We start from the raw sequence: 24,950 nt of genomic DNA on the forward strand, positions 1-24,950 counted from the left end.
GATACTGCCGTATCGGGCCCCGATACGGGAACCGCCCCCTTCCCGTCCCCCGAAGGGGTGAAAAGGGGGCGGTCCGCGGTGGAGCGGGACGGTCGGGACCGTCAGGCGGTGGCCTCGGCGAGCAGCTTCTGCATCCGGCCGACGCCCTCGACCAGGTCGGCGTCGCCGAGCGCGTAGGAGAGCCGCAGGTAGCCCGGGGTGCCGAAGGCCTCGCCGGGGACGACCGCGACCTCGACCTCGTCCAGGATCAGCGCGGCCAGCTCGGCGGAGCTCTGCGGACGGGTGCCGCGGATCTCCTTGCCCAGCAGGCCCTTGACCGACGGGTAGACGTAGAACGCGCCCTCGGGCTCGGGGCAGAGGACGCCCTCGATCTCGTTCAGCATCTTCACGATGGTCCTGCGGCGCCGGTCGAAGGCGGTGCGCATCTCGTGCACGGCGGCGAGGTCACCGCTGACGGCGGCGAGCGCGGCGCGCTGCGCGACGTTGGAGACGTTCGAGGTGGCGTGCGACTGCAGGTTGGTCGCGGCCTTGACGACGTCCTTGGGGGCGATCAGCCAGCCCACCCGCCAGCCGGTCATGGCGTAGGTCTTGGCCACGCCGTTGACCACGATGGTCTTGTCCGCGAGCTCGGGCAGCAGGGCCGGCAGCGAGGTGAACTTCGCGTCGCCGTAGACCAGGTGCTCGTAGATCTCGTCGGTCAGCACCCAGAGGCCGTGCTCCAGGGCCCACTCGCCGATGGCCCGGGCCTCGGCCTCGGTGTAGACCGCGCCGGTCGGGTTGGACGGCGAGACGAAGAGCACCACCTTGGTGTTCTCGGTGCGGGCGGCCTCCAGCTGCTCGACCGAGACCTTGTAGCCGGTGGTCTCGTCGGCCACGACCTCCACCGGCACACCGCCGGCCAGCTGCACCGACTCCGGGTAGGTGGTCCAGTACGGGGCAGGGACGATGACCTCGTCGCCCGGGTCGAGGATCGCGGCGAAGGCCTCGTAGATCGCCTGCTTGCCGCCGTTGGTCACCAGCACCTGGGAGGCGTCCACCTGGTAGCCGGAGTCGCGCAGCGTCTTGGCGGCGATCGCGGCCTTCAGCTCCGGCAGGCCGCCGGCCGGGGTGTAGCGGTGGTTCTTCGGGTCGCGGCAGGCCTCGACGGCGGCTTCGACGATGTAGTCCGGGGTGGGGAAGTCCGGCTCGCCGGCGCCGAAGCCGATGACCGGCCGGCCGGCCGCCTTGAGGGCCTTGGCCTTGGCGTCCACGGCGAGGGTCGCGGACTCGGCGATCGCGCCGATCCGGGCGGAGACCCGGCGGTCGGCGGGGCGGACGGAACTGTCGGGCTGCGGGGTGGAAGCGCTCATGCCTGCATGGTCGCAGAACCGGGACGGACCGGGCATGGGGGTTTCACCATATGTACGGGCTCGTCCGGATGGTGGCCCGGAGCGGGGCCGGTCCGTGGTCGTCAGGCGGCCGGTTCGGTGGTCGGACGTGAAAGAAGAGGTTCGACCAAACGCCTCTCGACCACGTACACTCACTCCTCGACGGCCACCGAGAAGCCACGCTTCCACCGCCTGTGCATGCAGCGGCGGGAGATGCGGTAGGTTGGTGGTCGCTACAGGGGCCGAGAGGCACCGTAGGGCAATAGCTCAATTGGTAGAGCACCGGTCTCCAAAACCGGCGGTTGGGGGTTCAAGTCCCTCTTGCCCTGCTGCTTGATCCGTATTCAGCCCGTTCGCTCCACAGAGCGAGCGGGCTTGATGCGGAGAGGGCTCCGAACAGCACCGCTTTAGCCGGCCGCTCGTGCCCTCTCGGGCACGCAGGTGATGCTCGGCAGGACCCGGATTCAGGTGAGGACGAGTGACGGAGACCACGGGCTCCACCGCAACGCCTGAGAGCGGCAACCCCGAGGGTGCCGACGGCGCTGACGAGACCACGCCTGCCGAGGGCGGGGACGAGGGGCAGTCGCGCCGCGACCGCAAGCGGGCAGGCCGCGCGGACAAGAAGTCCGGCAAGCGTGCCAAGAAGGGCGCCTTCGCCCGGCTCGCGCTGTTCTACCGCCAGATCATCGCGGAGCTGCGCAAGGTCGTCTGGCCCTCCCGCAACGAGCTGGTCAACTACACCACCGTGGTGGTCGTGTTCGTCGTGGTCGTGATGGCGTTCGTCGCCGGCCTCGACTACGGCTTCTCGAAGCTCAGCCTCTGGGTCTTCGGCTGACCGAGCGGTCCCACCTTCGAAACAGCTTCCCGACCCGGGCCGATTCTTCGGCCCGGGTCGAGCTGTCGGCGCCGGACGTACGAGGCCGCTACCGTTGACTCGGTACTGTTGAAGTCTCCGAGTCATCTCCTGGCGCCCGTGTGAAGCAGAGCGGCGCCGGAAAGGTCCCGGAGCGCGCCACCTTCACCATCTCCAGGAAAGAAGCAGCCACCGTGTCTGAGTCCCCCCTGTACGACGCCGACGAGACCGTCCGCGAGGCGGATGTCGCCGCCGAGCTGGACGCGGCCGAGCTGGCTGACGAAGCCGAGGCCGCCGAGCAGATCGTGGACGCCGCGGACAGCGACGAGGACGAGGTCGCGGCGGACGACGAGGCCGAGGCCGGCGAGCCCGCCGAGGAGGCCGCGCTGCACGCGGAGTCCGCCGAGGAGCTCGACGCCGAGGACACCGAGGCCGCCGAGGACCAGGACGAGGACGAGGCAGCGGACGAGGCCGGCGCCGAGGCGGAGGCCGAGGAGGAAGCCGCCGAGGAGGCCGTCGAGGTCGACCCGGTCGCCAAGTTCCGCGAGGACCTGCGCTTCATGCCCGGCGAGTGGTACGTGATCCACACCTACGCCGGCTACGAGAACCGGGTGAAGCAGAACCTGGAGCAGCGCGCGGTCTCCCTCAACGTCGAGGAGTACATCTTCCAGGCCGAGGTGCCGCAGGAGGAGGTCGTCCAGATCAAGAACGGCGACCGCAAGACCATCCGCCAGAACAAGCTCCCCGGCTACGTGCTGGTGCGCATGGACCTCACCCCGGAGTCCTGGGGCGTCGTGCGCAACACCCCCGGTGTCACCGGCTTCGTCGGCAACGCCTACGACCCGTACCCGCTGACGCTGGACGAGGTCGTCAAGATGCTCGCCCCCGACGTCGAGCGCCAGGCGGCCAAGGACGCCGGCAAGCCGTCGCCGGTCAAGCCCAGCGAGATCCAGGTCCTGGACTTCGAGGTCGGCGACTCGGTCACCGTCACCGACGGCCCCTTCGCCACCCTCCAGGCGACGATCAACGAGATCAACCCGGACTCGAAGAAGGTCAAGGGCCTGGTCGAGATCTTCGGCCGGGAGACCCCGGTCGAGCTCTCCTTCGACCAGATCCAGAAGAACTAGTACGGCCGCGGGGACTCGGACGAGTCCTCGGCTTCGGGGCGGGGCTTCGGCTCCGCCCCGAAGTCGTTTTGGTCCAGCGGCGCATCCGCGTTAGCCTGGTCCGATGTGTGTGCTGGCGGCTGGGTGTCGCCCCGGTTCCGCACGCACCAGCAATCACCTCTCGGAAGGACCCGGAGAGAAATGCCTCCCAAGAAGAAGAAGGTCACGGGGCTTATCAAGCTCCAGATCAACGCCGGTGCGGCCAACCCGGCGCCGCCGGTCGGCCCCGCGCTGGGTCAGCACGGCGTCAACATCATGGAGTTCTGCAAGGCCTACAACGCCGCGACCGAGTCGCAGCGCGGCATGATCGTGCCGGTGGAGATCACGGTCTACGACGATCGTTCCTTCACCTTCATCACGAAGACGCCGCCGGCCGCGCGCCTCATCCTGAAGGCCGCGGGCGTGGACAAGGGCTCGGCCGAGCCGCACAAGACCAAGGTCGCCAAGCTCACGGCCGCCCAGGTCCGCGAGATCGCCACGGTCAAGCTCCCCGACCTGAACGCCAACGACCTGGACGCCGCGTCCAAGATCATCGCCGGCACCGCCCGGTCGATGGGCATCACGGTCGAGGGCTGATCACCCTTCTCGTCCTTGTGGTAGGGCCTGCGCGGCCCGTCCATACCACGACTCCATTCCCCATTCAGGAGCAGCAGTGAAGCGCAGCAAGGCTCTGAAGGCCGCGGACGCACAGGTCGACCGCGAGCGCCTTTACGCCCCCCTCGAGGCCATCCGCCTCGCCAAGGCGACCAGCACCAGCAAGTTCGACGGCACCGTCGAGGTCGCCATGCGTCTGGGCGTCGACCCGCGCAAGGCCGACCAGATGGTCCGCAGCACCGTGATCCTCCCGCACGGCACCGGTAAGACCGCTCGGGTCCTGGTCTTCGCGACCGGCGAGCGTGCCGAGGCCGCGCGTGCTGCGGGCGCCGACATCGTCGGTTCCGACGAGCTCATCGACGAGGTCGCCAAGGGCCGCCTCGACTTCGACGCCGTCGTCGCCACCCCGGACCTCATGGGCAAGGTCGGCCGCCTGGGCCGCGTGCTCGGTCCCCGTGGCCTGATGCCGAACCCGAAGACCGGCACCGTGACCCCGGACGTGGCCAAGGCCGTGAACGAGATCAAGGGCGGCAAGATCGAGTTCCGCGTCGACAAGCACTCGAACCTGCACTTCATCATCGGTAAGGCCTCCTTCACCGACGAGCAGCTGGTCGAGAACTACGCCGCCGCGCTGGACGAGGTGCTCCGCGCCAAGCCGTCCGCCGCCAAGGGTCGCTACATCAAGAAGACCGCGATCAGCACCACGATCGGCCCCGGCATCCTGGTGGACCCGAACCGCACCCGCAACCTCCTGGTCGAGGAGGACCCGGCCTCCGTCTGAGCCCTGAGCTCCGACCGGTAGCCGCGTCCTGGGCGCAGCAGTAGTCCGCACGACGGGCCCGTACCCCCTCACCGGGGGTGCGGGCCCGTCGTCGTGTCCGGATCGAGATCCCGGCGGTGGGGAACTCCCGGGCGGCTCGTCGTACGCTCGGCCGGTCCGATCATCTGATCGATGCCCGACCGAAGCCGACCGCCGGAGTGTGCCGTGCTGCCCGCCCTTCGCCCCGCCGCCTGGGGGGCGGCCCTCCTGGTGCTCGCCAGCGGCCTGACGGCGTGCAGCCTGCTGGCGGTCTCGGGGGACCGCACGCCGCTGGGCACGCCCGCGACGGTCCGCCCGCCCAAGCAGGTGCTGCTCTCGGCCACCCAGACACTGGACGACACCGGCGGCGCGCGGGTGCGGACGGTCGAGGAGGGCCCGGCCGGGCGGCGCACCGCCGCCGGCACCGTGGTCTGGGGCCCCCGGGACGCGGCCGAGCTGACCGTCACCGACGAGCGGGGCACCGGCCGGCTGCGCAGCCAGGACGGCACGGTCGACCTCGGGTACGAGGGGGCGGCGCCGCTGCGGGCCGAGCGGGCCGAGGCCGAGTCGCTCGACCCGCGAGCCGTCCCGGGCGCGGGCGGCTACGCGGGCGGCTGGATGACCGGGCTGATATCCAACCCGGGCGACTCGGCGCACACCATGGCACTGGCCGGCCGGCTCGCCTCGCTCGGCGGGGAGGAGCTCGCCGGCACCACCGTGGCGCACTACCAGGGGAGCGCGCCGGTGGCCGAGTACTTCGCCGCGGACCAGGGCCTCACCCCCGAGCGGCTCGCGGTGGTCCTCCGCTACTACCGGGAGCGCGGCGTGACCGCCATCGGGTACGACGTCTGGATCGCGCCCGGCGACCGCCTGCTGCGGCTGCGCGCCACCGCCGTGGGCAGCGCCGGAACCGTGGTCACCACGACGGACGTCTCCGAGCTCGGGACGGGCACCGAGAGCCCGGCCCCCGCGGGCTAGGCGGCGCCACCGCACGCGGTGGGGAAGGCGCCCGGTGATCCATTAGAGTCCGCTGGGTATTTTCTGATGATCAGGTCTTTGGGGGGCTCCTTATGCGCGTTCTGCGCCATGCGTGCGTCACGGTCGCGGCGACCGTCCTGGCCGCCGGGCTGGCGGCCTGCGGCAGCGACGGTACGACCGGCACCAAGGCGGCCGGTGACGCCGTGGCCGGCGCCGCGGCGGGACTCGACCCGCGGGCGGCGCTGGCCGCCTCGGCCGTGGTGATGCAGCGGGCCGGCAACGGCTCGCTCGCGCTGACCGCGGAGGCCGGCCCGATGGCCGGTACCGCCGAATGGCAGCAGCGGACCGTCGTCGACGTCGCGGCCAAGACCGAGTCGGGCACCAGGGCGAGGATCATCGGTGACGAGGTCTACCTCGGCGGCGGCCTGCAGACCACGGCCGTGCTGGGCGGGAAGCACTGGGCCAGGATCGAGCCGAAGGACCCGATCGTCGGCTCGATGTCGGTGATGTTCCTGACCGTCGCGCAACTGACGAACCCGGTCCTCCAGTTGTCGGCGGCGGCCCAGGGCGGCAAGCTCACCAAGGTCGGCGCGGAGGCGGTCGGCGGGGTCCAGACCACCCACTACCGCGCCGTCGAGGAGGTCGCCAAGCTGGCCGACAGCCTGAGCGCGCTCGGCGGCGACCAGCGCGCGGCCGTCCGCCAGACGCTCGACACCGGCGGCAGCACACTGACCGTGGACTTCTGGATCAACGACAAGCAGGAGCTCGTCCAGCTCCGGGAGTACGGCGACAAGGGCGGCGAGTCCTCGGCCGTCACCGTCACCTACTCGGGCCTCGGCGCCGCGCCCAAGATCGAGGCACCGGCCGCGGGCGACGTCGGCAAGGGGGCCGACTTCGCCAAGGTCTTCCGCAGCTGACCCCACCGGGCCCGGCGACACCGCCCGACGGGCCGAGGGGGTCGCCGCAGGTCGGTCCGGTCCCTGGTGGCAAGGTGGCTGGAACAGCACGGCCGGTCCACGGCGGCCGGGGACGGGGCGGCCCGCAGCGGGACCGCCGCAGTGGTGACCGGACGGAAGGAGAGGGGGCATGGCGGTGCGGCAGCGACTGGCGGCCATCACGGCCGCGGTGCTCCTGGCGAGCGGTCTCACCGCGTGCGGCAGCGGCGGGGGCGCCTCGCCGGTGCCGTCCGGCACCCCGTCGCCGAGCACCGTCGCCGCGACCGGGCCGGCCAAGCCCACCGACCGGTCGCCGCACGGCGTCCTGCTCTCCGCCCAGCTCACCATGCAGACCGCCCGCCGGGCCAAGGTCAGCTACCGGCTGGGGGCGGACGCCGGCTCCGGCCCGCTGTTCTGGCAGCCGAAGACCGCGCTCCAGGTCAGACGTTCCACTTCGGCCGAGGCCGAGCAGCTGATCGTCGTGGACACCGTCGCGTACCAGGGCGGTGACGCGGCCACCGCGGCCCGGCAGGCCGGCCGGCACTGGGAGCGGTTCTCCGTGGCGCCGACCGCGGACGGCCACCGGGAGATCCCCTACGCCGGGCTGATCGACCTGCTGAACCCGGTCGAGGCGCTGGCCGCCGCGACCGCCGACGGGATCGAGGCGCAGTACCTCGGCGAGGAGAAGTTCGAGGACTCGGCGGTCGAGCACTTCCGGGTCACCACCGACGCCGAGCGCTACGCGGCCGCCCAGGTCCAGCTGGGCCAGGCCCGCCGGGACGGCCTGCGGGCCGCGCTGGCCCCCGGCGGCTCGGTCTCGCTGACCCTGGACCTGTGGCTGAACGACAAGGACCAGCTGGTCCGGCTGCAGCGCACGGGCACCGGGGCGAGCGGCCGGGCGGACGACGCGGTGCTCTACAGCGACTTCGCCGGCACCCTCTCGGTGCAGGCCCCGGCCGAGGCGGACACCGTGGACGTGGGCACCCGAAGCATCTCCCCGCTGGCCCGCTGAGGGCCCCGGGTGGGCGATTTGCCCCGGACGGCCGAGTCCGGCTAGTGTTACCGAAGCCAAAGACCGCTGGTTGTCGCCGTGCACTCGCAAGGGGCGCGGGGACCGAAGGATCTGCGATTCGTCGCAGGCAGCCCGCGCAGGATTGTTTGGAGCTTGGACTTCCGGGACCCGCGTGTTCGCACGTGGACCCGTCGAGGTCGAACTGAGCCCCGTGCGCCTGCGCACCGGGGCTCATCTGCTTTTCCGCAGGAGCTTTCCTTCCGTCCGGTGGTCCGAGGTTCGAATGGTCGACTTTCGCGGTCGGCCTGACTTCGACATCACGGAAGGAGGCGTAAGCCTATGGCTAGGCCCGACAAGGCTGCCGCCGTCGCCGAGATCACGGAGCAGTTCCGTGCCTCGAACGCGGCCGTGCTGACCGAGTACCGCGGTCTGACGGTGAAGCAGGTTAAGACCCTGCGTCGCTCGCTGGGTGACAACGCCCAGTACGCCGTGGTGAAGAACACGCTGACCAAGATTGCGGCCAATGAGGCCGGGATCACGGAGCTCGACGACCTGTTCGCCGGTCCGACGGCTGTCGCCTTCGTCACCGGTGACCCGGTGGAGTCGGCGAAGGCTCTGCGTGACTTCGCCAAGGAGAACCCCGCTCTCATCATCAAGGGCGGTGTCCTTGACGGTAAGGCGCTGACCGCCGATGAGATCAAGAAGCTCGCGGACCTCGAGTCCCGCGAGGTGCTGCTCGCCAAGCTGGCCGGCGCGCTGAAGGGCAAGCAGTCCCAGGCTGCCGCGCTCTTCCAGGCCCTGCCGTCGAAGCTCGTCCGCACTGTGGACGCGCTGCGCGACAAGGTCGAGCAGGGCGGTGCCGGTACGCCGGCTCCCGCCGCCGAGGACGAGGCCGCGGAGTAATTCCGCAGGCTCACGCCTCGCTGCGGGCCCGTACGCCCGCCAACCCGTACATACGGCACCACCTGCCGAATTAGTGGAAGGACGCCAATCATGGCGAAGCTGACCCAGGACGAGCTGCTCGCGCAGTTCGAGGAGCTCACCCTCATCGAGCTCGCCGCCTTCGTGAAGGCGTTCGAGGAGAAGTTCGACGTCACCGCTGCCGCTCCGGTCGCCGTTGCCGCCGCCGGTGGCGCTGCCCCGGTCGAGGCTGTTGAGGAGCAGGACGAGTTCGACGTCATCCTCGACGGTGCCGGCGACAAGAAGATCCAGGTCATCAAGGAGGTGCGCACCCTGACCTCCCTCGGCCTGAAGGAGGCCAAGGACCTCGTTGACACCGCTGGTGCCAAGGTCCTGGAGAAGGTTGCCAAGGACGTTGCCGAGAAGGCCAAGGCTGCCCTCGAGGCCGCTGGCGCCAAGGTCACCGTCAAGTGACTCCTCCCCGGCCCTGAGGGCCGGGAGGCAGCCGCACGCCCTCACTGAGGGCGGAGGATGCCACGGGCCGGGCCGATCACCCTCGCGGGTGGTCGGCCCGGCCTTTTTCGCGTTCCCGGGCCCCGGGAGGGTCCGGAGCGGGCGCCGGCGCCGGGGGCCGGGCAGAAGCGTCCGGAGCGGGCCGCCGACGGGCCGGAGGGGCTCCGCGGCGGCCCCGCGGCGGCCCCCGCTACCCGGCGGCACCGGAGTGGCCGAGAGCGCACTCGGCACCGTCGGTGCGGGCGGGTAGGGTGATCGCTGTCATCGAGAGTGGCCCTCACCACGGCTTCTGTAACGCCGGGCGGGTCCAGGGCGATGGACGGGTCGAGGTCCGTGCCGGAGGCGGGCCCTTGACGAACCGGGCGCGGCGCGCGATTCTCGTGGCGCGAGTCCGCCCCGGTTGGTTCGCTGGTGGATGCATAACCAGCGGCTCCGGAGGGAAGTGACTCCACGTGAGTCGAGGCGGCCCGGCGGTGTCCGGGCCAGTGCAGTACCCGGCGGGCGTTCGCGTTCGCCGGCTACCGGGAGGAGTCTCCGATTCGGTTTCCGAATCAGAGCTGGACAGCAGTGTGCCGTTTGGCTACACTGTCCCTTTGCGCTGCCTGTTAGCTGCTCCGTGACTCGTCGCCCGGAGTTTGCGTTGCCCTGAAGGGGTCTGGCACCGCCTCCGCAAAACGGCTCTGACCTCGGGTTTCACGACCCGGCAGAGGCCAGTGGCGAGGGAGGTGGGACCAAGCCTTTCCAGGCCCGGCCGGTACGCGCGCAGTGAGCTCCGAGCCCTCGGAAGGACCCCCCTCTTGGCCGCGCCGCGCAACGCCTCGAACAATTCCGCCGCATCCACCGCCCCGCTCCGCGTTTCGTTCGCGAAGATCAAGGAGCCCCTCGAGGTCCCGAACCTCCTGGCCCTGCAGACCGAGAGCTTTGACTGGCTGCTCGGCAACGCGGCCTGGAAGGCCCGGGTCGAGGCGGCCCTGGAGAGTGGTCAGGACGTCCCCACCAAGTCCGGTCTGGAGGAGATCTTCGAAGAGATCTCGCCGATCGAGGACTTCAGTGGGTCGATGTCGCTGACCTTCCGCGACCACCGTTTCGAGCCGCCGAAGAACTCCATTGACGAGTGCAAGGACCGCGACTTCACGTTCGCGGCCCCGCTCTTCGTCACGGCCGAGTTCACCAACAACGAGACCGGTGAGATCAAGTCTCAGACGGTCTTCATGGGCGACTTCCCGCTCATGACCCACAAGGGCACGTTCGTGATCAACGGCACCGAGCGTGTCGTCGTCTCGCAGCTCGTCCGCTCCCCGGGTGTGTACTTCGACTCCACCCTGGACAAGGTGTCCGACAAGGACATCTACTCCTGCAAGGTCATCCCCTCGCGTGGTGCCTGGCTGGAGATGGAGATCGACAAGCGCGACATGGTCGGCGTCCGCATCGACCGCAAGCGCAAGCAGTCCGTCACCGTGCTGCTCAAGGCGCTCGGCTGGACCAACGAGATGATTCTCGAGGAGTTCGGCGAGTACGAGTCGATGCGCGCCACCCTGGAGAAGGACCACACCCAGGGCCAGGACGACGCGCTGCTCGACATCTACCGCAAGCTGCGCCCGGGCGAGCCGCCCACCCGCGAGGCCGCGCAGACGCTTCTGGAGAACCTCTACTTCAACCCGAAGCGCTACGACCTCGCCAAGGTCGGCCGTTACAAGGTCAACCGCAAGCTGGGCAACGCCGAGTCGCTGGACTCCGGCGTGCTCACCGAGCCCGACATCATCGGTGCGATCAAGTACCTGGTGAAGCTGCACGCGGGCGAGACCGAGTGGCGCGACACCGAGGGCCGCGACATCGTGGTCGAGGTCGACGACATCGACCACTTCGGCAACCGTCGTCTGCGCAACGTCGGCGAGCTCATCCAGAACCAGGTCCGTACGGGTCTCGCCCGTATGGAGCGCGTCGTGCGCGAGCGCATGACCACCCAGGACGTCGAGGCGATCACGCCGCAGACCCTGATCAACATCCGGCCGGTCGTCGCCTCCATCAAGGAGTTCTTCGGCACCAGCCAGCTGTCGCAGTTCATGGACCAGACGAACCCGCTGTCGGGCCTGACCCACAAGCGCCGTCTGTCCGCCCTCGGCCCCGGTGGTCTCTCCCGTGAGCGCGCCGGCTTCGAGGTCCGTGACGTGCACCCCTCGCACTACGGGCGCATGTGTCCGATCGAGACCCCGGAAGGCCCGAACATCGGTCTGATCGGGTCGCTGGCCTCGTACGGCCGGGTCAACGCGTTCGGCTTCATCGAGACCCCGTACCGCAAGGTCATCGAGGGTGTCGTCACCGAGCAGGTCGACTACCTCACGGCCGACGAGGAGGACCGCTACGTCATCGCGCAGGCCAACGCCCCGCTGACGGCGGAGCTGACCTTCGCCGAGCCGCGTGTCCTGGTCCGCCGCCGTGGCGGCGAGATCGACTACATCCCGGGCACCGAGATCGACTACATGGACGTCTCGCCGCGCCAGATGGTGTCGGTCGCGACCGCCATGATCCCGTTCCTCGAGCACGACGACGCCAACCGCGCGCTCATGGGCTCGAACATGATGCGCCAGGCGGTGCCGCTGCTGAAGAGCGAGGCTCCGCTGGTGGGCACCGGCATGGAGTACCGCTGCGCCGTCGACGCCGCGGACGTCATCACCGCCGAGAAGGCCGGTGTCGTCCAGGAGGTCTCGGCCGACTACGTCACCGTGGCCAACGACGACGGCACGTACACCACGTACCGCGCCGCCAAGTTCACCCGCTCCAACCAGGGCACCGCCTTCAACCAGAAGGTGCTCGTGGACGAGGGCGCCCGGGTCGAGGTCAACCAGGTGCTGGCCGACGGCCCGTGCACCGACGAGGGCGAGATGGCCCTCGGCAAGAACCTGCTCGTGGCGTTCATGTCGTGGGAGGGTCACAACTACGAGGACGCGATCATCCTGTCGCAGCGCCTCGTGCAGGACGACGTCCTCTCCTCGATCCACATCGAGGAGCACGAGGTCGACGCCCGTGACACCAAGCTCGGCCCCGAGGAGATCACCCGGGACATCCCGAACGTCTCCGAGGAGGTCCTCGCCGACCTCGACGAGCGCGGCATCATCCGGATCGGCGCCGACGTCGTCACCGGTGACATCCTGGTCGGCAAGGTCACGCCCAAGGGTGAGACCGAGCTGACCCCGGAGGAGCGCCTGCTCCGCGCGATCTTCGGTGAGAAGGCCCGTGAGGTCCGCGACACCTCGCTGAAGGTGCCGCACGGTGAGTCCGGCAAGGTCATCGGCGTCCGCGTCTTCGACCGCGAAGAGGGCGACGAGCTGCCCCCGGGCGTCAACCAGCTGGTCCGCGTCTACGTGGCCCAGAAGCGCAAGATCACCAACGGTGACAAGCTCGCCGGCCGTCACGGCAACAAGGGCGTCATCTCGAAGATCCTGCCGGTCGAGGACATGCCGTTCCTGGAGGACGGCACCCCGGTCGACATCATCCTCAACCCGCTGGGTGTCCCGTCCCGAATGAACCCGGGACAGGTCCTGGAGATCCACCTCGGGTGGCTCGCCAAGCAGGGCTGGGACGTCTCCGGCCTCGCCGACGAGTGGGCCCAGCGCCTCCAGGCGATCGGCGCCGACACCGTCCAGGGCGGCACCAACCTCGCCACCCCGGTCTTCGACGGTGCCCGCGAGGACGAGATCACCGGCCTGCTGGACAACACCACCCTCACCCGTGACGGTGAGCGCCTGGTGAACTCCACCGGTAAGGCCCGGCTGTTCGACGGCCGCTCCGGCGAGCCGTTCCCGATGCCGGTCTCGGTCGGCTACATGTACATCCTCAAGCTGCACCACCTGGTCGACGACAAGCTGCACGCCCGTTCGACCGGCCCGTACTCGATGATCACCCAGCAGCCGCTGGGTGGTAAGGCGCAGTTCGGTGGTCAGCGCTTCGGTGAGATGGAGGTGTGGGCCCTTGAGGCGTACGGCGCCGCCTACGCGCTGCAGGAACTCCTCACCATCAAGTCCGACGACGTTCTCGGCCGCGTGAAGGTCTACGAGGCCATCGTCAAGGGCGAGAACATCCCCGAGCCCGGCATTCCCGAGTCCTTCAAGGTGCTCATCAAGGAAATGCAGTCGCTCTGCCTCAACGTGGAGGTGCTGTCCTCGGACGGCCAGTCCATCGAGATGCGGGACTCCGACGAGGACGTGTTCCGCGCCGCCGAGGAGCTCGGCATCGACCTGTCCCGGCGCGAGCCGAGCAGCGTCGAAGAGGTCTGACGGAGGCAGGGCCGGCTCTTCACCACTGGGAGCCGGCCCGCCCCCAGGCCCCCCTCAGACCACATGAACGACTCTCGACTTACGAAAGAGGGCTTGACGACCAGTGCTTGACGTCAACTTCTTCGACGAGCTCCGCATCGGCCTGGCCACCGCCGACGACATCCGCCAGTGGTCGCACGGCGAGGTCAAGAAGCCGGAGACCATCAACTACCGCACCCTGAAGCCCGAAAAGGACGGACTCTTCTGCGAGAAGATCTTCGGTCCGACCCGGGACTGGGAGTGCTACTGCGGTAAGTACAAGCGCGTCCGCTTCAAGGGCATCATCTGTGAGCGCTGCGGCGTCGAGGTGACCCGCGCCAAGGTGCGCCGTGAGCGGATGGGCCACATCGAGCTGGCCGCCCCGGTCACCCACATCTGGTACTTCAAGGGTGTCCCGTCCCGCCTGGGCTACCTGCTCGACCTGGCGCCGAAGGACCTCGAGAAGGTCATCTACTTCGCCGCCTACATGATCACCTGGGTGGACGACGAGCGTCGCCAGCGCGACCTCCCGTCCCTGGAGGCGCACGTCTCGGTCGAGCGCCAGCAGATCGAGAACCGCCGCGACTCCGACCTCGAAGCCCGCGCCAAGAAGGCCGAGACCGACCTGGCCGAGCTGGAGGCCGAGGGCGCCAAGGCCGACGTGCGCCGCAAGGTGCGCGAGGGTGCCGAGCGCGAGATGAAGCAGCTGCGCGACCGCGCGCAGCGCGAGCTCGACCGCCTCGACGAGGTGTGGGCCCGCTTCAAGAACCTCAAGGTCCAGGACCTGGAGGGCGACGAGCTGCTCTACCGCGAGCTGCGCGACCGCTTCGGCACCTACTTCTCCGGCTCGATGGGCGCGGCGGCCCTCAAGGACCGCCTCGAGACCTTCGACCTGGCGGAGGAGTCCGAGCGCCTGCGCGAGATCATCCGCACCGGCAAGGGCCAGAAGAAGACCCGTGCGCTGAAGCGCCTCAAGGTCGTCTCCGCGTTCCTGCAGACCACCAACAAGCCCAACGGCATGGTGCTGGACTGCGTCCCGGTCATCCCGCCGGACCTGCGTCCGATGGTGCAGCTGGACGGTGGCCGCTTCGCGACCTCCGACCTGAACGACCTGTACCGCCGCGTGATCAACCGCAACAACCGCCTGAAGCGCCTTCTCGACCTCGGTGCCCCCGAGATCATCGTGAACAACGAGAAGCGCATGCTCCAGGAGGCCGTCGACGCGCTGTTCGACAACGGCCGTCGTGGTCGCCCGGTCACGGGCCCCGGCAACCGCCCGCTGAAGTCCCTCAGCGACATGCTGAAGGGCAAGCAGGGTCGTTTCCGTCAGAACCTGCTCGGCAAGCGAGTCGACTACTCGGCCCGTTCGGTCATCGTCGTCGGCCCGCAGCTCAAGCTGCACCAGTGCGGTCTGCCCAAGGCCATGGCGCTGGAGCTCTTCAAGCCGTTCGTGATGAAGCGCCTGGTGGACCTGAACCACGCGCAGAACATCAAGTCGGCCAAGCGCATGGTCGAGCGTGCCCGTCCGGTCGTGTGGGACGTCCTCGAAGAGGTCATCGCCGAGCACCCGGTGCTGCTGAACCGCGCGCCCACCCTGCACCGCCTCGGCATCCAGGCCTTCGAGCCCCAGCTGGTCGAGGGCAAGGCCATCCAGATCCACCCGCTCGTCTGCACCGCGTTCAACGCGGACTTCGACGGTGACCAGATGGCCGTCCACCTGCCGCTCTCCGCGGAGGCGCAGGCCGAGGCCCGCATCCTGATGCTGTCCTCGAACAACATCCTGAAGCCGGCCGACGGTCGCCCCGTCACCATGCCGACCCAGGACATGGTGCTGGGTCTGTTCTTCCTGACCTCGGACCGCGACAACGTCAAGGGCGCCGGCCGCTCCTTCTCCTCGACCGCCGAGGCCGTCATGGCCTTCGACGCCAAGGAGCTGGACGTCCAGGCCGTCATCGACATCCGCCTGCCGATCGGCACCGTCCCGCCCCGTGGCTGGACCCCGCCGGTCGACGAGGACGGTCAGTCGAACTGGTTCGAGGGCGAGTCCTTCCGCCTGAAGACCACCCTGGGCCGCGCGCTCTTCAACGAGCTGCTGCCCGAGGACTACCCGTTCGTCGACTACGAGGTGGGCAAGAAGCAGCTCTCCGCGATCGTCAACGACCTGGCGGAGCGCTACCCCAAGGTCGTCGTCGCGGCGACCCTGGACAACCTGAAGGCGGCCGGCTTCCACTGGGCCACCCGCTCGGGCGTCACGGTCTCGATCTCCGACGTCGTCGTCCCGCCGAGCAAGCCCCAGATCCTCGAGGGCTACGAGGCGAAGGCGGAGAAGGTCCAGCGTCAGTACGAGCGCGGCCTGATCACCAACGACGAGCGCAAGCAGGAGCTCATCGGCATCTGGACCCAGGCGACCAACGAGGTCGCCGAGGCCATGAACGCGAACTTCCCGAAGACGAACCCCATCTTCATGATGGTCGACTCGGGTGCTCGTGGAAACATGATGCAGATGCGTCAGATCGCCGGTATGCGTGGTCTGGTGTCCAACGCCAAGAACGAGACGATCCCGCGTCCCATCAAGGCGTCGTTCCGTGAGGGCCTCACCGTTCTCGAGTACTTCATCTCGACCCACGGTGCCCGTAAGGGTCTGGCCGACACCGCGCTGCGCACCGCCGACTCCGGCTACCTCACCCGTCGTCTGGTCGACGTCTCCCAGGACGTCATCATCCGCGAGGAGGACTGCGGCACCGAGCGCGGCCTCAAGCTGGCGATCGGCACGGTCGAGAACGGCGTCCTGCGCAAGACGGACGACGTCGAGACCAGCGTCTACGCCCGCATGCTGGCCGAGGACATCACGGTGGACGGCAAGCTCCTCGCCACCGCCAACACCGACCTCGGTGACGTGCTGATCGACGAGCTGATCCGCCACGGCATCAGCGAGGTCAAGACCCGCTCGATCCTGACCTGTGAGTCGGCCGTCGGCACCTGTGCCTTCTGCTACGGCCGCTCGCTGGCCACCGGCAAGCTGGTCGACATCGGTGAGGCGGTCGGCATCATCGCCGCCCAGTCCATCGGTGAGCCCGGTACCCAGCTGACCATGCGTACCTTCCACACCGGTGGTGTGGCCGGTGACGACATCACGCAGGGTCTGCCCCGTGTCGTCGAGCTCTTCGAGGCCCGTACCCCCAAGGGTGTGGCCCCGATCTCGGAGGCGCAGGGCCGGGTCCGCATCGAGGACACCGAGAAGACCCGCAAGCTGGTCGTCACGCCGGACGACGGCACCGACGAGATCGCCTACCCGGTCTCGAAGCGTGTGAAGCTGCTCGTCAGCGAGGGCGAGGCGGTCGAGGTCGGCCAGAAGCTGACCATGGGTGCCACCAACCCGCACGACGTGCTGCGGATCATGGGCCAGCGTGCCGTCCAGATCCACCTGGTCGCCGAGGTCCAGAAGGTCTACAACTCGCAGGGCGTGTCGATCCACGACAAGCACATCGAGATCATCATCCGGCAGATGCTGCGCCGCGTGACGATCATCGAGTCGGGCGACGCCGAGCTGCTCCCGGGCGAGCTCGTCGAGCGCGGCCGCTTCGAGACCGAGAACCGTCGTGTGGTCTCCGAGGGCGGTCACCCCGCCTCCGGCCGTCCGCAGCTGATGGGTATCACCAAGGCCTCGCTGGCCACCGAGTCCTGGCTGTCGGCCGCCTCCTTCCAGGAGACGACCCGGGTCCTCACCGACGCGGCGATCCACGCCAAGTCGGACCCGCTGCTGGGCCTCAAGGAGAACGTCATCCTCGGTAAGCTCATCCCGGCCGGTACGGGTCTGCCCCGCTACCGCAACATCCGGGTCGAGCCGACCGAGGAGGCCAAGGCCGCGATGTACTCGGCCGTCGGCTACGACGACTACGACCTGTCGCCCTTCGGCGCCGGCTCCGGCCAGGCGGTGCCGCTGGACGACTACGACTACGGCCCCTACACCGGCTGAGTCGACGGTCTCTGAACCGCCGGGCGGTCACCCCTCACGGGGGTGGCCGCCCGGCGGCGTTTCCCGGGGCCTTCCGGGGGCCTTCCCGGGGGCCGGCGGGGTCGGAGAGGACGCGGCGGGGGCTCCGCACCGGCTCCGCGGGGCCGTTGGCGGGGGCGAATATCAAACCGATTAGGTTCCCCGGACGAAGTCGCGTAGAGTCGTGTTTACCGACGCGGGGTGGAGCAGCTCGGTAGCTCGCTGGGCTCATAACCCAGAGGTCGCAGGTTCAAATCCTGTCCCCGCTACACAGTGAAGGGCCCGGAGGCATTCAGCCTCCGGGCCCTTCGGCGTTCCCGGGTCGCCCGCCTCCCTCGCGCGGGGGAGCCGGGGGAACCGCTCGGGAGGGCGAGGCGCCGGCCGGGGGCGGCGGGAGAGGCTGGGCGGCGTCGGAACGACGGACGTGGAGGGGAGCCGGCGATGAAGCGGGTACTGGGTGCGATGGCGGTCACCGGGGCGGTGCTGGCCGGGGTGTCGGGCTGTCTGCGGGGCGACGAGCAGCGGCGGGACGTCGGCTACGGGGTGGACGGGCCGGTGCGGGAGCTGGTGGTCGAGGGGCGCACCGGCGGGGTCACGATCCGCGGCGGCGGGGAGGCGGTGCGGGTCACCGAGCACCAGAACTACCGGGGCGCGGCGCCGACGAGCAGCCACGAGGTCCGGGACGGCACCCTGACGCTGCGCTACGACTGCGACAACTGCGGGGTCGGGTACGAGGTGGACGTGCCGGCCGGCACCCGGGTGCGGGTCGGCACGGAGACCGGCGGGGTGCGGCTGACCGGGCTGGCCGCCGAGGTGGAGGTGAAGGCCGGCACCGGTGGTGTGGAGGCGAGCGGGCTGACCTCGCCGGTGGTGCGGCTGAGCACCGGGACGGGCGGGATCGAGGCCTCCTTCGCGGGGAGCCCGACCACCGTGGAGGCCCGGGCGCGGACGGGCGGGGTCCGGGTCCGGGTGCCGGCGGGGCAGGCGTACGCGGTGGACGCGAGCGCCGGGACGGGCGACGTCTCGGTGGAGGTGCCCCGCGCGGCGGGGGCGGCGCGCAGCATCACGGCGCGGGCCGAGACCGGCGGCGTGACGGTCGGCGGTGCCTGACGGGCCGGTGCCCACGGTGCTGCCGGTAGGGCATGATCTTCTCCGCGGGGGCGGGGTCCCCGGGTACGGGGGGTACGTGGACGAGGACCGGTTCGCGCCGGGGCGGGCCTGGCGGGCGCGGTTCGCCGGGGTGAGCCCCTACGTGCTGGACACCCTGCTGGCCGTCGGATCGGCCGGGGTCTCGTTCTGGGCGGTGTACCACGACGACGTCACCCGGCCCTGGTGGGTCTATCTGCTGGCGCTCGGCACCGCGCTTCCGCTGCCCTGGCGGCGGCGGGCCCCGCTCGCCGTGATGGCCGTCAGCGGCGGGGTGTCGGCGGTGCTCTCGGTGGTGGCGCACCCGGTGATGCCGCAGCTGCCGCTGTACGCGGTGATCACCGTGTACACGGTGGCCGAGCGCGCGCCGGACCGGCACCGCTGGGCGGTGCTGGCCGTGGTGGTGGCGGCCAACGTGGTGGGGACCCACTCGCTCAACGGCATGCTGTTCTCGCTGCTGACCTCGGTCGGTGCCTTCGTCTTCGGCTCGCTGGTGCGCGAACTGCGCCGGCTGGCGCAGGTGGAGGCGGAGCGGGCCCGGGAGGCCGGCCGGCGGGCGGCCAGCGACGCGGCGCGCGCGGTGGCGCAGGAGCGCGGCCGGATCGCCCGGGAGATGCATGACATCCTGGCGCACGCCGTGTCGCTGATGGTGATCCAGGCGGAGGCCGGCCCGCTGGTGGTGCACAAGGACCCGGAGCGGGCGATCAGGACCTTCGACACCATCGCCGACTCCGGCCGGGACGCCATGGTGCAGCTGCGGCGGGTGCTCGGGGTGCTGAAGGAGGACGGCGCGGCTCCGGAGCTGGCGCCGCAGCCGCGGCTGGCCGAGCTCGCGGGCCTGGTCGAGCGGGTCCGCGGGGCGGGACTGCGGGTGGAGCTGGAGCTGGACCCGGAAGGCTCGCCGGGCCCGCTGCCCGCGGACGTGGAGGCGGCCGCCTACCGGATCGTGCAGGAGGCGCTGACCAACACGGTCAAGCACGCCGGGGCGGACCGGGCGGCCGTGCGGGTGGTCCGCTCGGGCGGGGTGCTGGAGGTCGTGGTGTCCGACAACGGGCGCGGGGTGCGCCGGCCGGCGGACCGTGCGGCGGACTGGTCCGGCGGGCGCGGGCTGGTCGGCATCCGGGAGCGGGCCGCGGCCTGCGGCGGGCGGGCCGAGGCCGGGCCGGGACCGGAGGGGAACGGCTTCCTGGTGAGTGCCAGGCTGCCGCTGGGCGAGGGTGCGTCGAGGGAGAGGGTGGGCCGGTGAAGCCGATCCGGGTGGTCGTCGCGGACGACCAGGAGCTGGTGCGGGCCGGGTTCGGGATGATCCTGGACGCACAGCCGGACATCGAGGTGGTCGCGGAGGCGCGCGACGGCGCCGAGGCGGTCGAGGCGGTGCGCGAGCACGGCCCGGACGTCCTGCTGCTGGACGTCCGGATGCCGGTGATGGACGGCCTGGAGGCGGCCCGCCGGGTCTGCGCGGACCACCCGGAGACCAAGGTGATCATGCTGACCACCTTCGACATCGACGACTACGTCTTCGACGCGCTCTACGCCGGGGCGAGCGGGTTCCTGCTCAAGGACGTCCGCCGGGACGACCTGGCGCACGGCGTGCGGATGGTGGCCTCGGGCGAGGCGCTGCTGGCGCCGTCGGTGACCCGCCGGCTGATCGGCGAGTTCGCCGCCCGCCGGCCGGGCGGGGCCAGGCCGCCCGCGCAGGGCGTCCGGGCGCCGTCCCGGCTGCTGGAGCAGCTGACCCTGCGGGAGCGGGAGACGCTGCGGCTGCTGGCCCGGGGGCTCTCCAACGCGGAGATCGCCGCCGAGCTGGTGGTCAGCGAGCACACCGTGAAGACGCACGTCAGCAATGTGCTGAGCAAGCTGGGGCTGCGGGACCGGGTGCACGCGGTGGTGTTCGCGTACGAGGCGGGAGCGGTCGTCGCGGGGGAGGGCTGACGGCGGCCCGGCCCGGGGGGAGTCCCCCGCGCGGGGGAGCCGGCGGGATCGCCGGTGCGGGTGATCCGCGACGAGGGGCCCGGCGGACAGCATCCGGAGAGTCGGAAACGCACTCGCGGAGCGGAGAACACCCATGACCGTCCCCAGGCTCGACCGCCTCACCCCGATCGCCGCCGTCGGCGCCCCCGTCCTGATGGCGCTGTACGGCGGTGTCCGGCTGCTGGAGGGCTCCCGGGAGCCCGGCCCCGGCTGGACGGTGGGCCACGCCCTGATGCTGGCGGGGCTGCTGCTGTTCGGTCCGCTGCTCGCCGCGCTGCGCGGGCTGCTCGCACCGCGCCGTCCGGCCGGCCGGATCGCCGCGAACGCGGCCACGGCGGTGGCCTTCGCGGGACTGGCGGCCTCGGTGGTCCAGATCGGGATCGACCTGTACGTGGGGGCGGTCGCCGTGGACAAGGCCGACCAGCACCGGCTGTTCGACGGCATCCAGAGCCGGCCGGGCGTGCTGCCGGCCTTCTACTCGGTCGGTCCGCTGCTGTTCTACGTCGGCCTGCTGGCGCTGCTGGTCGCCGCCTCGGCCGGGGCGACCCGGGCGCTGCGGTGGTGGAGCCCGGTGCTGGTGCTGGTCGGGACGGCGATGACGGCCGCCGACCTGGCGCTGATCCCGCCGGCCGCCGCGCTCTACCTGGCGGCGCTGGCACCGCTGGCGGGGTTCGGCGGGGTGCGCCGCCCGGTCGCGGCCTGAGCGGGCGGGCCGTTCGCACGGGGGTGGGGCGGCCGGCCCGTCGTGCCCGGGGAATTCCGGTGGCGGCGCGTGGCGGCGGGCCCGTAACGTCCCGGGCATGACCGCCAAGCGCCCGCTGATCGCCGTTCTCACCGGCGCCGGCGTCTCCACCGACTCCGGCATCCCCGATTACCGGGGCCCGAACGGCCTCTGGCAGCGCGATCCGCGGGCCCAGGAACTCGTCACCATCGGCCCCTACCTGGCCGATCCGGACGTCCGCCGCCGGGCCTGGCTGCTGCGCCGGGACACCGGCGCACTGGCCGCCGAGCCGAACGCCGGCCACCTCGCGCTGGTCGAGCTGGAGCGCAGCGGTCTGCCGGTGCGGGTGCTCACCCAGAACGTGGACGGCCTGCACCAGCGGGCCGGGCTGCCCGCCCGCAAGGTGCTCGAACTGCACGGCACCGCGCGGGAGGTGGAGTGCGTGCGCTGCCACGTCGTCGGCCCGACGGCCGAGGCGCTGGAACGCGTCGCCGCCGGTGAGCCGGACCCGGCCTGCCGGGCGTGCGGCGGGGTGCTCAAGCCCCGCACGGTGATGTTCGGCGAGGCGCTGGACCCGGTGGTGCTCCAGCGGGCCGACGCCGTGGCCCGGGCCTGCGACCTGTTCGTCGCCGTCGGGACCAGCCTCCAGGTGTACCCGGTGGCCGCCCTCCCGCAGATCGCGCTGGAGTCCGGTGCCCGGCTGGTCGTCGTCAACGGCGAGCCCACGCCGTTCGACGAGGCGGCGGACGAGGTGATCCGGGAGCCGATCTCCACCGCGCTCCCGGCCCTGGTCCGCCGGCTGGTGGCCGAGCAGGCCTAGCGGACCGGATCGGCCACCTGCGTACGATGATCACCCCGGCTCCCCCTCACGGCCAGGAGTGATCGACCGATGACGACGACGGCGAAGTTCGACCCCTGGTCGGCGGCGTTCGTGGCCCACCCCTACGACGCGTACACCGAGCTGCGCGAGCACGCCCCGGTGACGTACTACGAGCCGACCGGACAGTGGCTGGTGTCCCGCCACGAGGACGTCAGCGCGCTGCTGCGGGACCGGCGGCTGGGGCGGACGTACACCCACCGCTTCACCCACGAGGAGTTCGGCCGGCCCGCGCCCGACCCGGCGCACGAGCCGTTCCACACCCTCAACGACCACGGGCTGCTCGACCTGGAGGCGCCGGACCACACCCGGATCCGGCGGCTGGTCTCCAAGGCCTTCACCCCGCGCATGGTCGAGGGGCTGCGCCCGACCGTCCGGCGGCTCGCCGCGGAGCTCGTGGACGGGCTGCTCGCGGCCGGCGGCGGCGACCTGGTCGCCGCCGTCGCCGAGCCGCTGCCGGTCGCGGTGATCGCCGAGATGCTGGGCGTACCGGAGGGCGACCGGCACCTGCTGCGGCCGTGGTCGGCCGACATCACCGGCATGTTCGAGCTCAACCCGACCGAGGAGGCCGCCCGCCGGGCCGTCACCGCGAGCACCGAGTTCTCGGACTACCTGCGCGCCCTGATCCGCGAGCGCCGGACCGAGCCCGGCGGCGACCTGATCAGCGCGCTGATCCAGGCCCAGGAGGGCGCCGACGCGCTCAGCGAGCAGGAGATGGTCTCCACCTGCGTGCTGCTGCTGAACGCCGGCCACGAGGCGACCGTCAACACCACCGGCAACGGCTGGTGGGCGCTGTTCCGCAACCCCGGTGAACTCGCCCGGCTGCGCGGGTCGGTGGACGAGCTGCTCCCCACCGCGGTCGAGGAACTGATGCGCTGGGACACGCCGCTCCAGATGTTCGAACGCTGGGTGCTGGAGGACATCGAGGTCCGCGGCGTCACCGTCCCGCGCGGCTCCGAGGTCGCGCTGCTCTTCGGCTCCGCCAACCGGGACCCGGCCCGGTTCGCCGACCCGGACCGGCTCGACCTCGGCCGTGCCGACAACCCGCACGTCACCTTCGGCGCCGGAATCCACTTCTGTCTCGGCGCCCCGCTCGCCAGACTGGAGCTCACCGAGTCCTACGGCGCACTGCTGCGCCGGGCGCCCGGCCTGCGGCTGGTCCGCGAGCCGCGGTGGCGCCCGGGCTACGTGATCCGGGGGCTGGAGGAACTGCTGGTCGAGATCTGAGGGGGAGCCGTGGACAAGGCGACCGGAACACTGCTGGGCCTGGCGCTCGGCGACGCCCTGGGGCGGATGACCGAATTCCGCACGATCGAGCTGATCGCCGCCCACGACCCCGACTGGCTGCTGCCCGACGACCCGGTGGCCGCCGTGCGCCGGGCCGCCTGAGGGCGAGGGAGCCGGTCGGGCGGGGGAACCGGTCCGGCGGGCGCCGCGTCGAACCGCCATGACGAGTCGCACGCGCAGCACCCGCAGTCGCACCCGCCGCCGCCCGGCGGCCCCGCTCCTCGCCCCGGTCCTCGTCGCCGCGCTCGCCGCACCGCTGCTCACCGGCTGCGGCAGCACCGGCGTCGCAAACCAGGTCGTCCGGGCCCCCGCACCCACCTCCGCCCCGCCGACCGACCCGGCTCAGGTCGCGGCGACCGCCGCCGCCACCAACGCCTTCGGCCTGGACCTGCTGCACACCCTCACCGCCACGCCCGACGGGACCGGCCGCAACCTCGTGCTCTCGCCGTCCGGCCTGGCCACCGTGCTCGCCATGGTGCTGCCCGGTGCCCGCGGCGCCACCGCCGACGAGCTCGCCAAGGCCCTGCACACCGGGCTCACCCCGGAGCAGTACGCCCTCGCCACCGGCGCCCTGAACCGGACCGGCCCGCCCACCGACGGCCTGACCCTGCGCCAGGCGGACGACCTCTGGGTCCAGCAGGGCTTCCCGCTCGACCAGGGCTACCTGGCCACCCTCGCCGCCGCCTTCGGCACCGGCGTGCACACCGCCGACTTCCGCAAGGACCCGGAGAGCGCCCGCAGGACCGTCAACGCGACGGTGGAGAAGGCGACCGAGGGCCGGATCAAGGACCTCTTCGCCGAGCGGACGATCAACCAGGACACCCGCCTGGCGCTCACCGACGCGCTCTACCTGAAGGCGAGGTGGGCCGCCCCGTTTAAGGCCTCGCAGACCTCCGACCGGCCGTTCCACCGGCCGGACGGCTCGACCCCGTCCGTCGCCACGATGGCCCGGACCGGCACCCTGCGCTACGCCGACGGCTCCGGCGGGATCCTCGGCCAGCCCTGGCAGGCCGTCGAACTGCCCTACGCGGACGGCGGGATGGCGATGGACCTGCTGGTGCCCGCCCAGGGCGGGTTCGAGGCCTTCCGCAAGGGCCTGGACCAGGCCCAGCTCACGATGATCCTCGACTCGCTCACCGAGCGCTCGGTCGACCTCACCCTGCCGCGCTTCCACTTCGAGACCGCCAACGAGCTGACGCCGACCCTGCGGGCGCTCGGGGTCGCCGCGGCCTTCGACGCCGCGGACCTCGGCGGCATTCCCGGACCGGGGACGGACGAGCGGCTGAAGGTCGGCACGGTGGTGCAGAAGGCCACCGTGCAGGTGGACGAGGACGGCACGGTGGCCGCCGCCGGAAGCGGCGCCGGGATCGAGGCGGCGGCCGGGGCGGTCCCCAAGAGGGCCGAGGAACTGCACATCGACCGGCCGTTCCTGTTCCTGATCAGGGACACCACGACCGGCCGCCCGCTCTTCCTCGGCCAGGTCACCGACCCGCAGGCCGGGTGACCGGCGCCGCCGGGGCCGTGCGGCGGCCCGCCCCGGCGGCC

Annotated in this window: 20 protein-coding genes and 2 tRNA genes; 21 read left to right on the forward strand and 1 reads right to left on the reverse strand. The window is 71.2% G+C overall.

Features of this window, described 5'->3' with window-relative positions:
• Positions 1-101: 101 nt before the first annotated feature.
• Positions 102-1,349: a pyridoxal phosphate-dependent aminotransferase gene (locus tag ABZ497_RS04825; RefSeq protein ID WP_352286320.1), complete on the reverse strand. Its 1,248-nt coding sequence runs from the start codon at positions 1,347-1,349 to the stop codon at positions 102-104.
• Positions 1,350-1,623: 274 nt separating this feature from the next.
• Between ABZ497_RS04825 and ABZ497_RS04830 the strand changes: the two genes are divergently transcribed.
• From ABZ497_RS04830 to ABZ497_RS04930, 21 genes are all read left to right on the forward strand, one after another.
• Positions 1,624-1,696, forward strand: a tRNA-Trp gene (locus tag ABZ497_RS04830).
• Positions 1,697-1,845: 149 nt separating this feature from the next.
• Positions 1,846-2,202, forward strand: a complete 357-nt coding sequence (gene secE / locus ABZ497_RS04835) for a preprotein translocase subunit SecE (protein ID WP_329488174.1) — start codon at positions 1,846-1,848, stop codon at positions 2,200-2,202.
• Between the two features lie 275 nt (positions 2,203-2,477).
• Entirely contained in the window at positions 2,478-3,347 is an 870-nt protein-coding gene (gene nusG / locus ABZ497_RS04840; RefSeq protein ID WP_352286398.1) for a transcription termination/antitermination protein NusG, read from the forward strand.
• Between the two features lie 180 nt (positions 3,348-3,527).
• Positions 3,528-3,962: a 50S ribosomal protein L11 gene (rplK, locus tag ABZ497_RS04845; protein ID WP_148644356.1), complete on the forward strand. Its 435-nt coding sequence runs from the start codon at positions 3,528-3,530 to the stop codon at positions 3,960-3,962.
• A 76-nt stretch (positions 3,963-4,038) separates the two neighbouring features.
• The gene (gene rplA, locus ABZ497_RS04850; RefSeq protein ID WP_359803441.1) at positions 4,039-4,761 is read left to right on the forward strand and encodes a 50S ribosomal protein L1; all 723 of its coding nucleotides are present in this window, start codon (positions 4,039-4,041) and stop codon (positions 4,759-4,761) included.
• Positions 4,762-4,932: 171 nt separating this feature from the next.
• The gene (locus ABZ497_RS04855) at positions 4,933-5,757 is read left to right on the forward strand and encodes a hypothetical protein (RefSeq protein WP_359803443.1); all 825 of its coding nucleotides are present in this window, start codon (positions 4,933-4,935) and stop codon (positions 5,755-5,757) included.
• 92 nt (positions 5,758-5,849) lie between these two features.
• Positions 5,850-6,674 carry a hypothetical protein gene (locus ABZ497_RS04860; RefSeq protein ID WP_359803445.1) on the forward strand — a complete coding sequence of 275 codons (825 nt, stop codon included), beginning with the start codon at positions 5,850-5,852 and terminating at the stop codon, positions 6,672-6,674.
• Between the two features lie 169 nt (positions 6,675-6,843).
• Positions 6,844-7,704: a hypothetical protein gene (locus ABZ497_RS04865; RefSeq protein WP_359803447.1), complete on the forward strand. Its 861-nt coding sequence runs from the start codon at positions 6,844-6,846 to the stop codon at positions 7,702-7,704.
• Between the two features lie 339 nt (positions 7,705-8,043).
• Positions 8,044-8,607: a 50S ribosomal protein L10 gene (rplJ, locus tag ABZ497_RS04870; protein WP_359803449.1), complete on the forward strand. Its 564-nt coding sequence runs from the start codon at positions 8,044-8,046 to the stop codon at positions 8,605-8,607.
• A gap of 90 nt (positions 8,608-8,697) precedes the next feature.
• Positions 8,698-9,078 carry a 50S ribosomal protein L7/L12 gene (gene rplL / locus ABZ497_RS04875; RefSeq protein ID WP_329488166.1) on the forward strand — a complete coding sequence of 127 codons (381 nt, stop codon included), beginning with the start codon at positions 8,698-8,700 and terminating at the stop codon, positions 9,076-9,078.
• An 836-nt stretch (positions 9,079-9,914) separates the two neighbouring features.
• The gene (gene rpoB, locus ABZ497_RS04880) at positions 9,915-13,391 is read left to right on the forward strand and encodes a DNA-directed RNA polymerase subunit beta (RefSeq protein WP_329488165.1); all 3,477 of its coding nucleotides are present in this window, start codon (positions 9,915-9,917) and stop codon (positions 13,389-13,391) included.
• Positions 13,392-13,494: 103 nt separating this feature from the next.
• On the forward strand, positions 13,495-17,385 hold the full coding sequence (locus ABZ497_RS04885) for a DNA-directed RNA polymerase subunit beta' (protein ID WP_329488164.1): 3,891 nt from the start codon (positions 13,495-13,497) through the stop codon (positions 17,383-17,385).
• A gap of 213 nt (positions 17,386-17,598) precedes the next feature.
• Positions 17,599-17,672 (forward strand) — tRNA-Met (locus ABZ497_RS04890).
• Positions 17,673-17,844: 172 nt separating this feature from the next.
• Complete coding sequence (locus tag ABZ497_RS04895) at positions 17,845-18,513, forward strand: hypothetical protein (RefSeq protein WP_359803452.1); 669 nt, start codon at positions 17,845-17,847, stop codon at positions 18,511-18,513.
• 76 nt (positions 18,514-18,589) lie between these two features.
• Entirely contained in the window at positions 18,590-19,795 is a 1,206-nt protein-coding gene (locus ABZ497_RS04900; RefSeq protein WP_359803454.1) for a sensor histidine kinase, read from the forward strand.
• Positions 19,792-20,481, forward strand: coding sequence for a response regulator transcription factor (locus ABZ497_RS04905; protein WP_329488160.1), 690 nt, complete (start codon positions 19,792-19,794; stop codon positions 20,479-20,481). The genes ABZ497_RS04900 and ABZ497_RS04905 overlap by 4 nt, the downstream gene beginning before the upstream one ends.
• Positions 20,482-20,614: 133 nt before the next feature.
• Positions 20,615-21,223 (forward strand): hypothetical protein, encoded by a 609-nt coding sequence (locus ABZ497_RS04910; RefSeq protein WP_359803456.1) that lies wholly within the window; start codon positions 20,615-20,617, stop codon positions 21,221-21,223.
• Between the two features lie 97 nt (positions 21,224-21,320).
• The gene (locus ABZ497_RS04915) at positions 21,321-22,061 is read left to right on the forward strand and encodes a Sir2 family NAD-dependent protein deacetylase (RefSeq protein WP_329488158.1); all 741 of its coding nucleotides are present in this window, start codon (positions 21,321-21,323) and stop codon (positions 22,059-22,061) included.
• 69 nt (positions 22,062-22,130) lie between these two features.
• Positions 22,131-23,345 carry a cytochrome P450 gene (locus ABZ497_RS04920; protein ID WP_329488156.1) on the forward strand — a complete coding sequence of 405 codons (1,215 nt, stop codon included), beginning with the start codon at positions 22,131-22,133 and terminating at the stop codon, positions 23,343-23,345.
• Between the two features lie 9 nt (positions 23,346-23,354).
• The gene (locus ABZ497_RS04925) at positions 23,355-23,507 is read left to right on the forward strand and encodes a hypothetical protein (protein ID WP_359803458.1); all 153 of its coding nucleotides are present in this window, start codon (positions 23,355-23,357) and stop codon (positions 23,505-23,507) included.
• A gap of 58 nt (positions 23,508-23,565) precedes the next feature.
• Positions 23,566-24,909, forward strand: coding sequence for a serpin family protein (locus tag ABZ497_RS04930; RefSeq protein WP_359803460.1), 1,344 nt, complete (start codon positions 23,566-23,568; stop codon positions 24,907-24,909).
• Positions 24,910-24,950 lie beyond the last annotated feature (41 nt).

Origin of the sequence: Kitasatospora sp. NPDC005751 (genome assembly GCF_040630835.1) — a bacterium.
Classification (GTDB): domain Bacteria; phylum Actinomycetota; class Actinomycetes; order Streptomycetales; family Streptomycetaceae; genus Kitasatospora.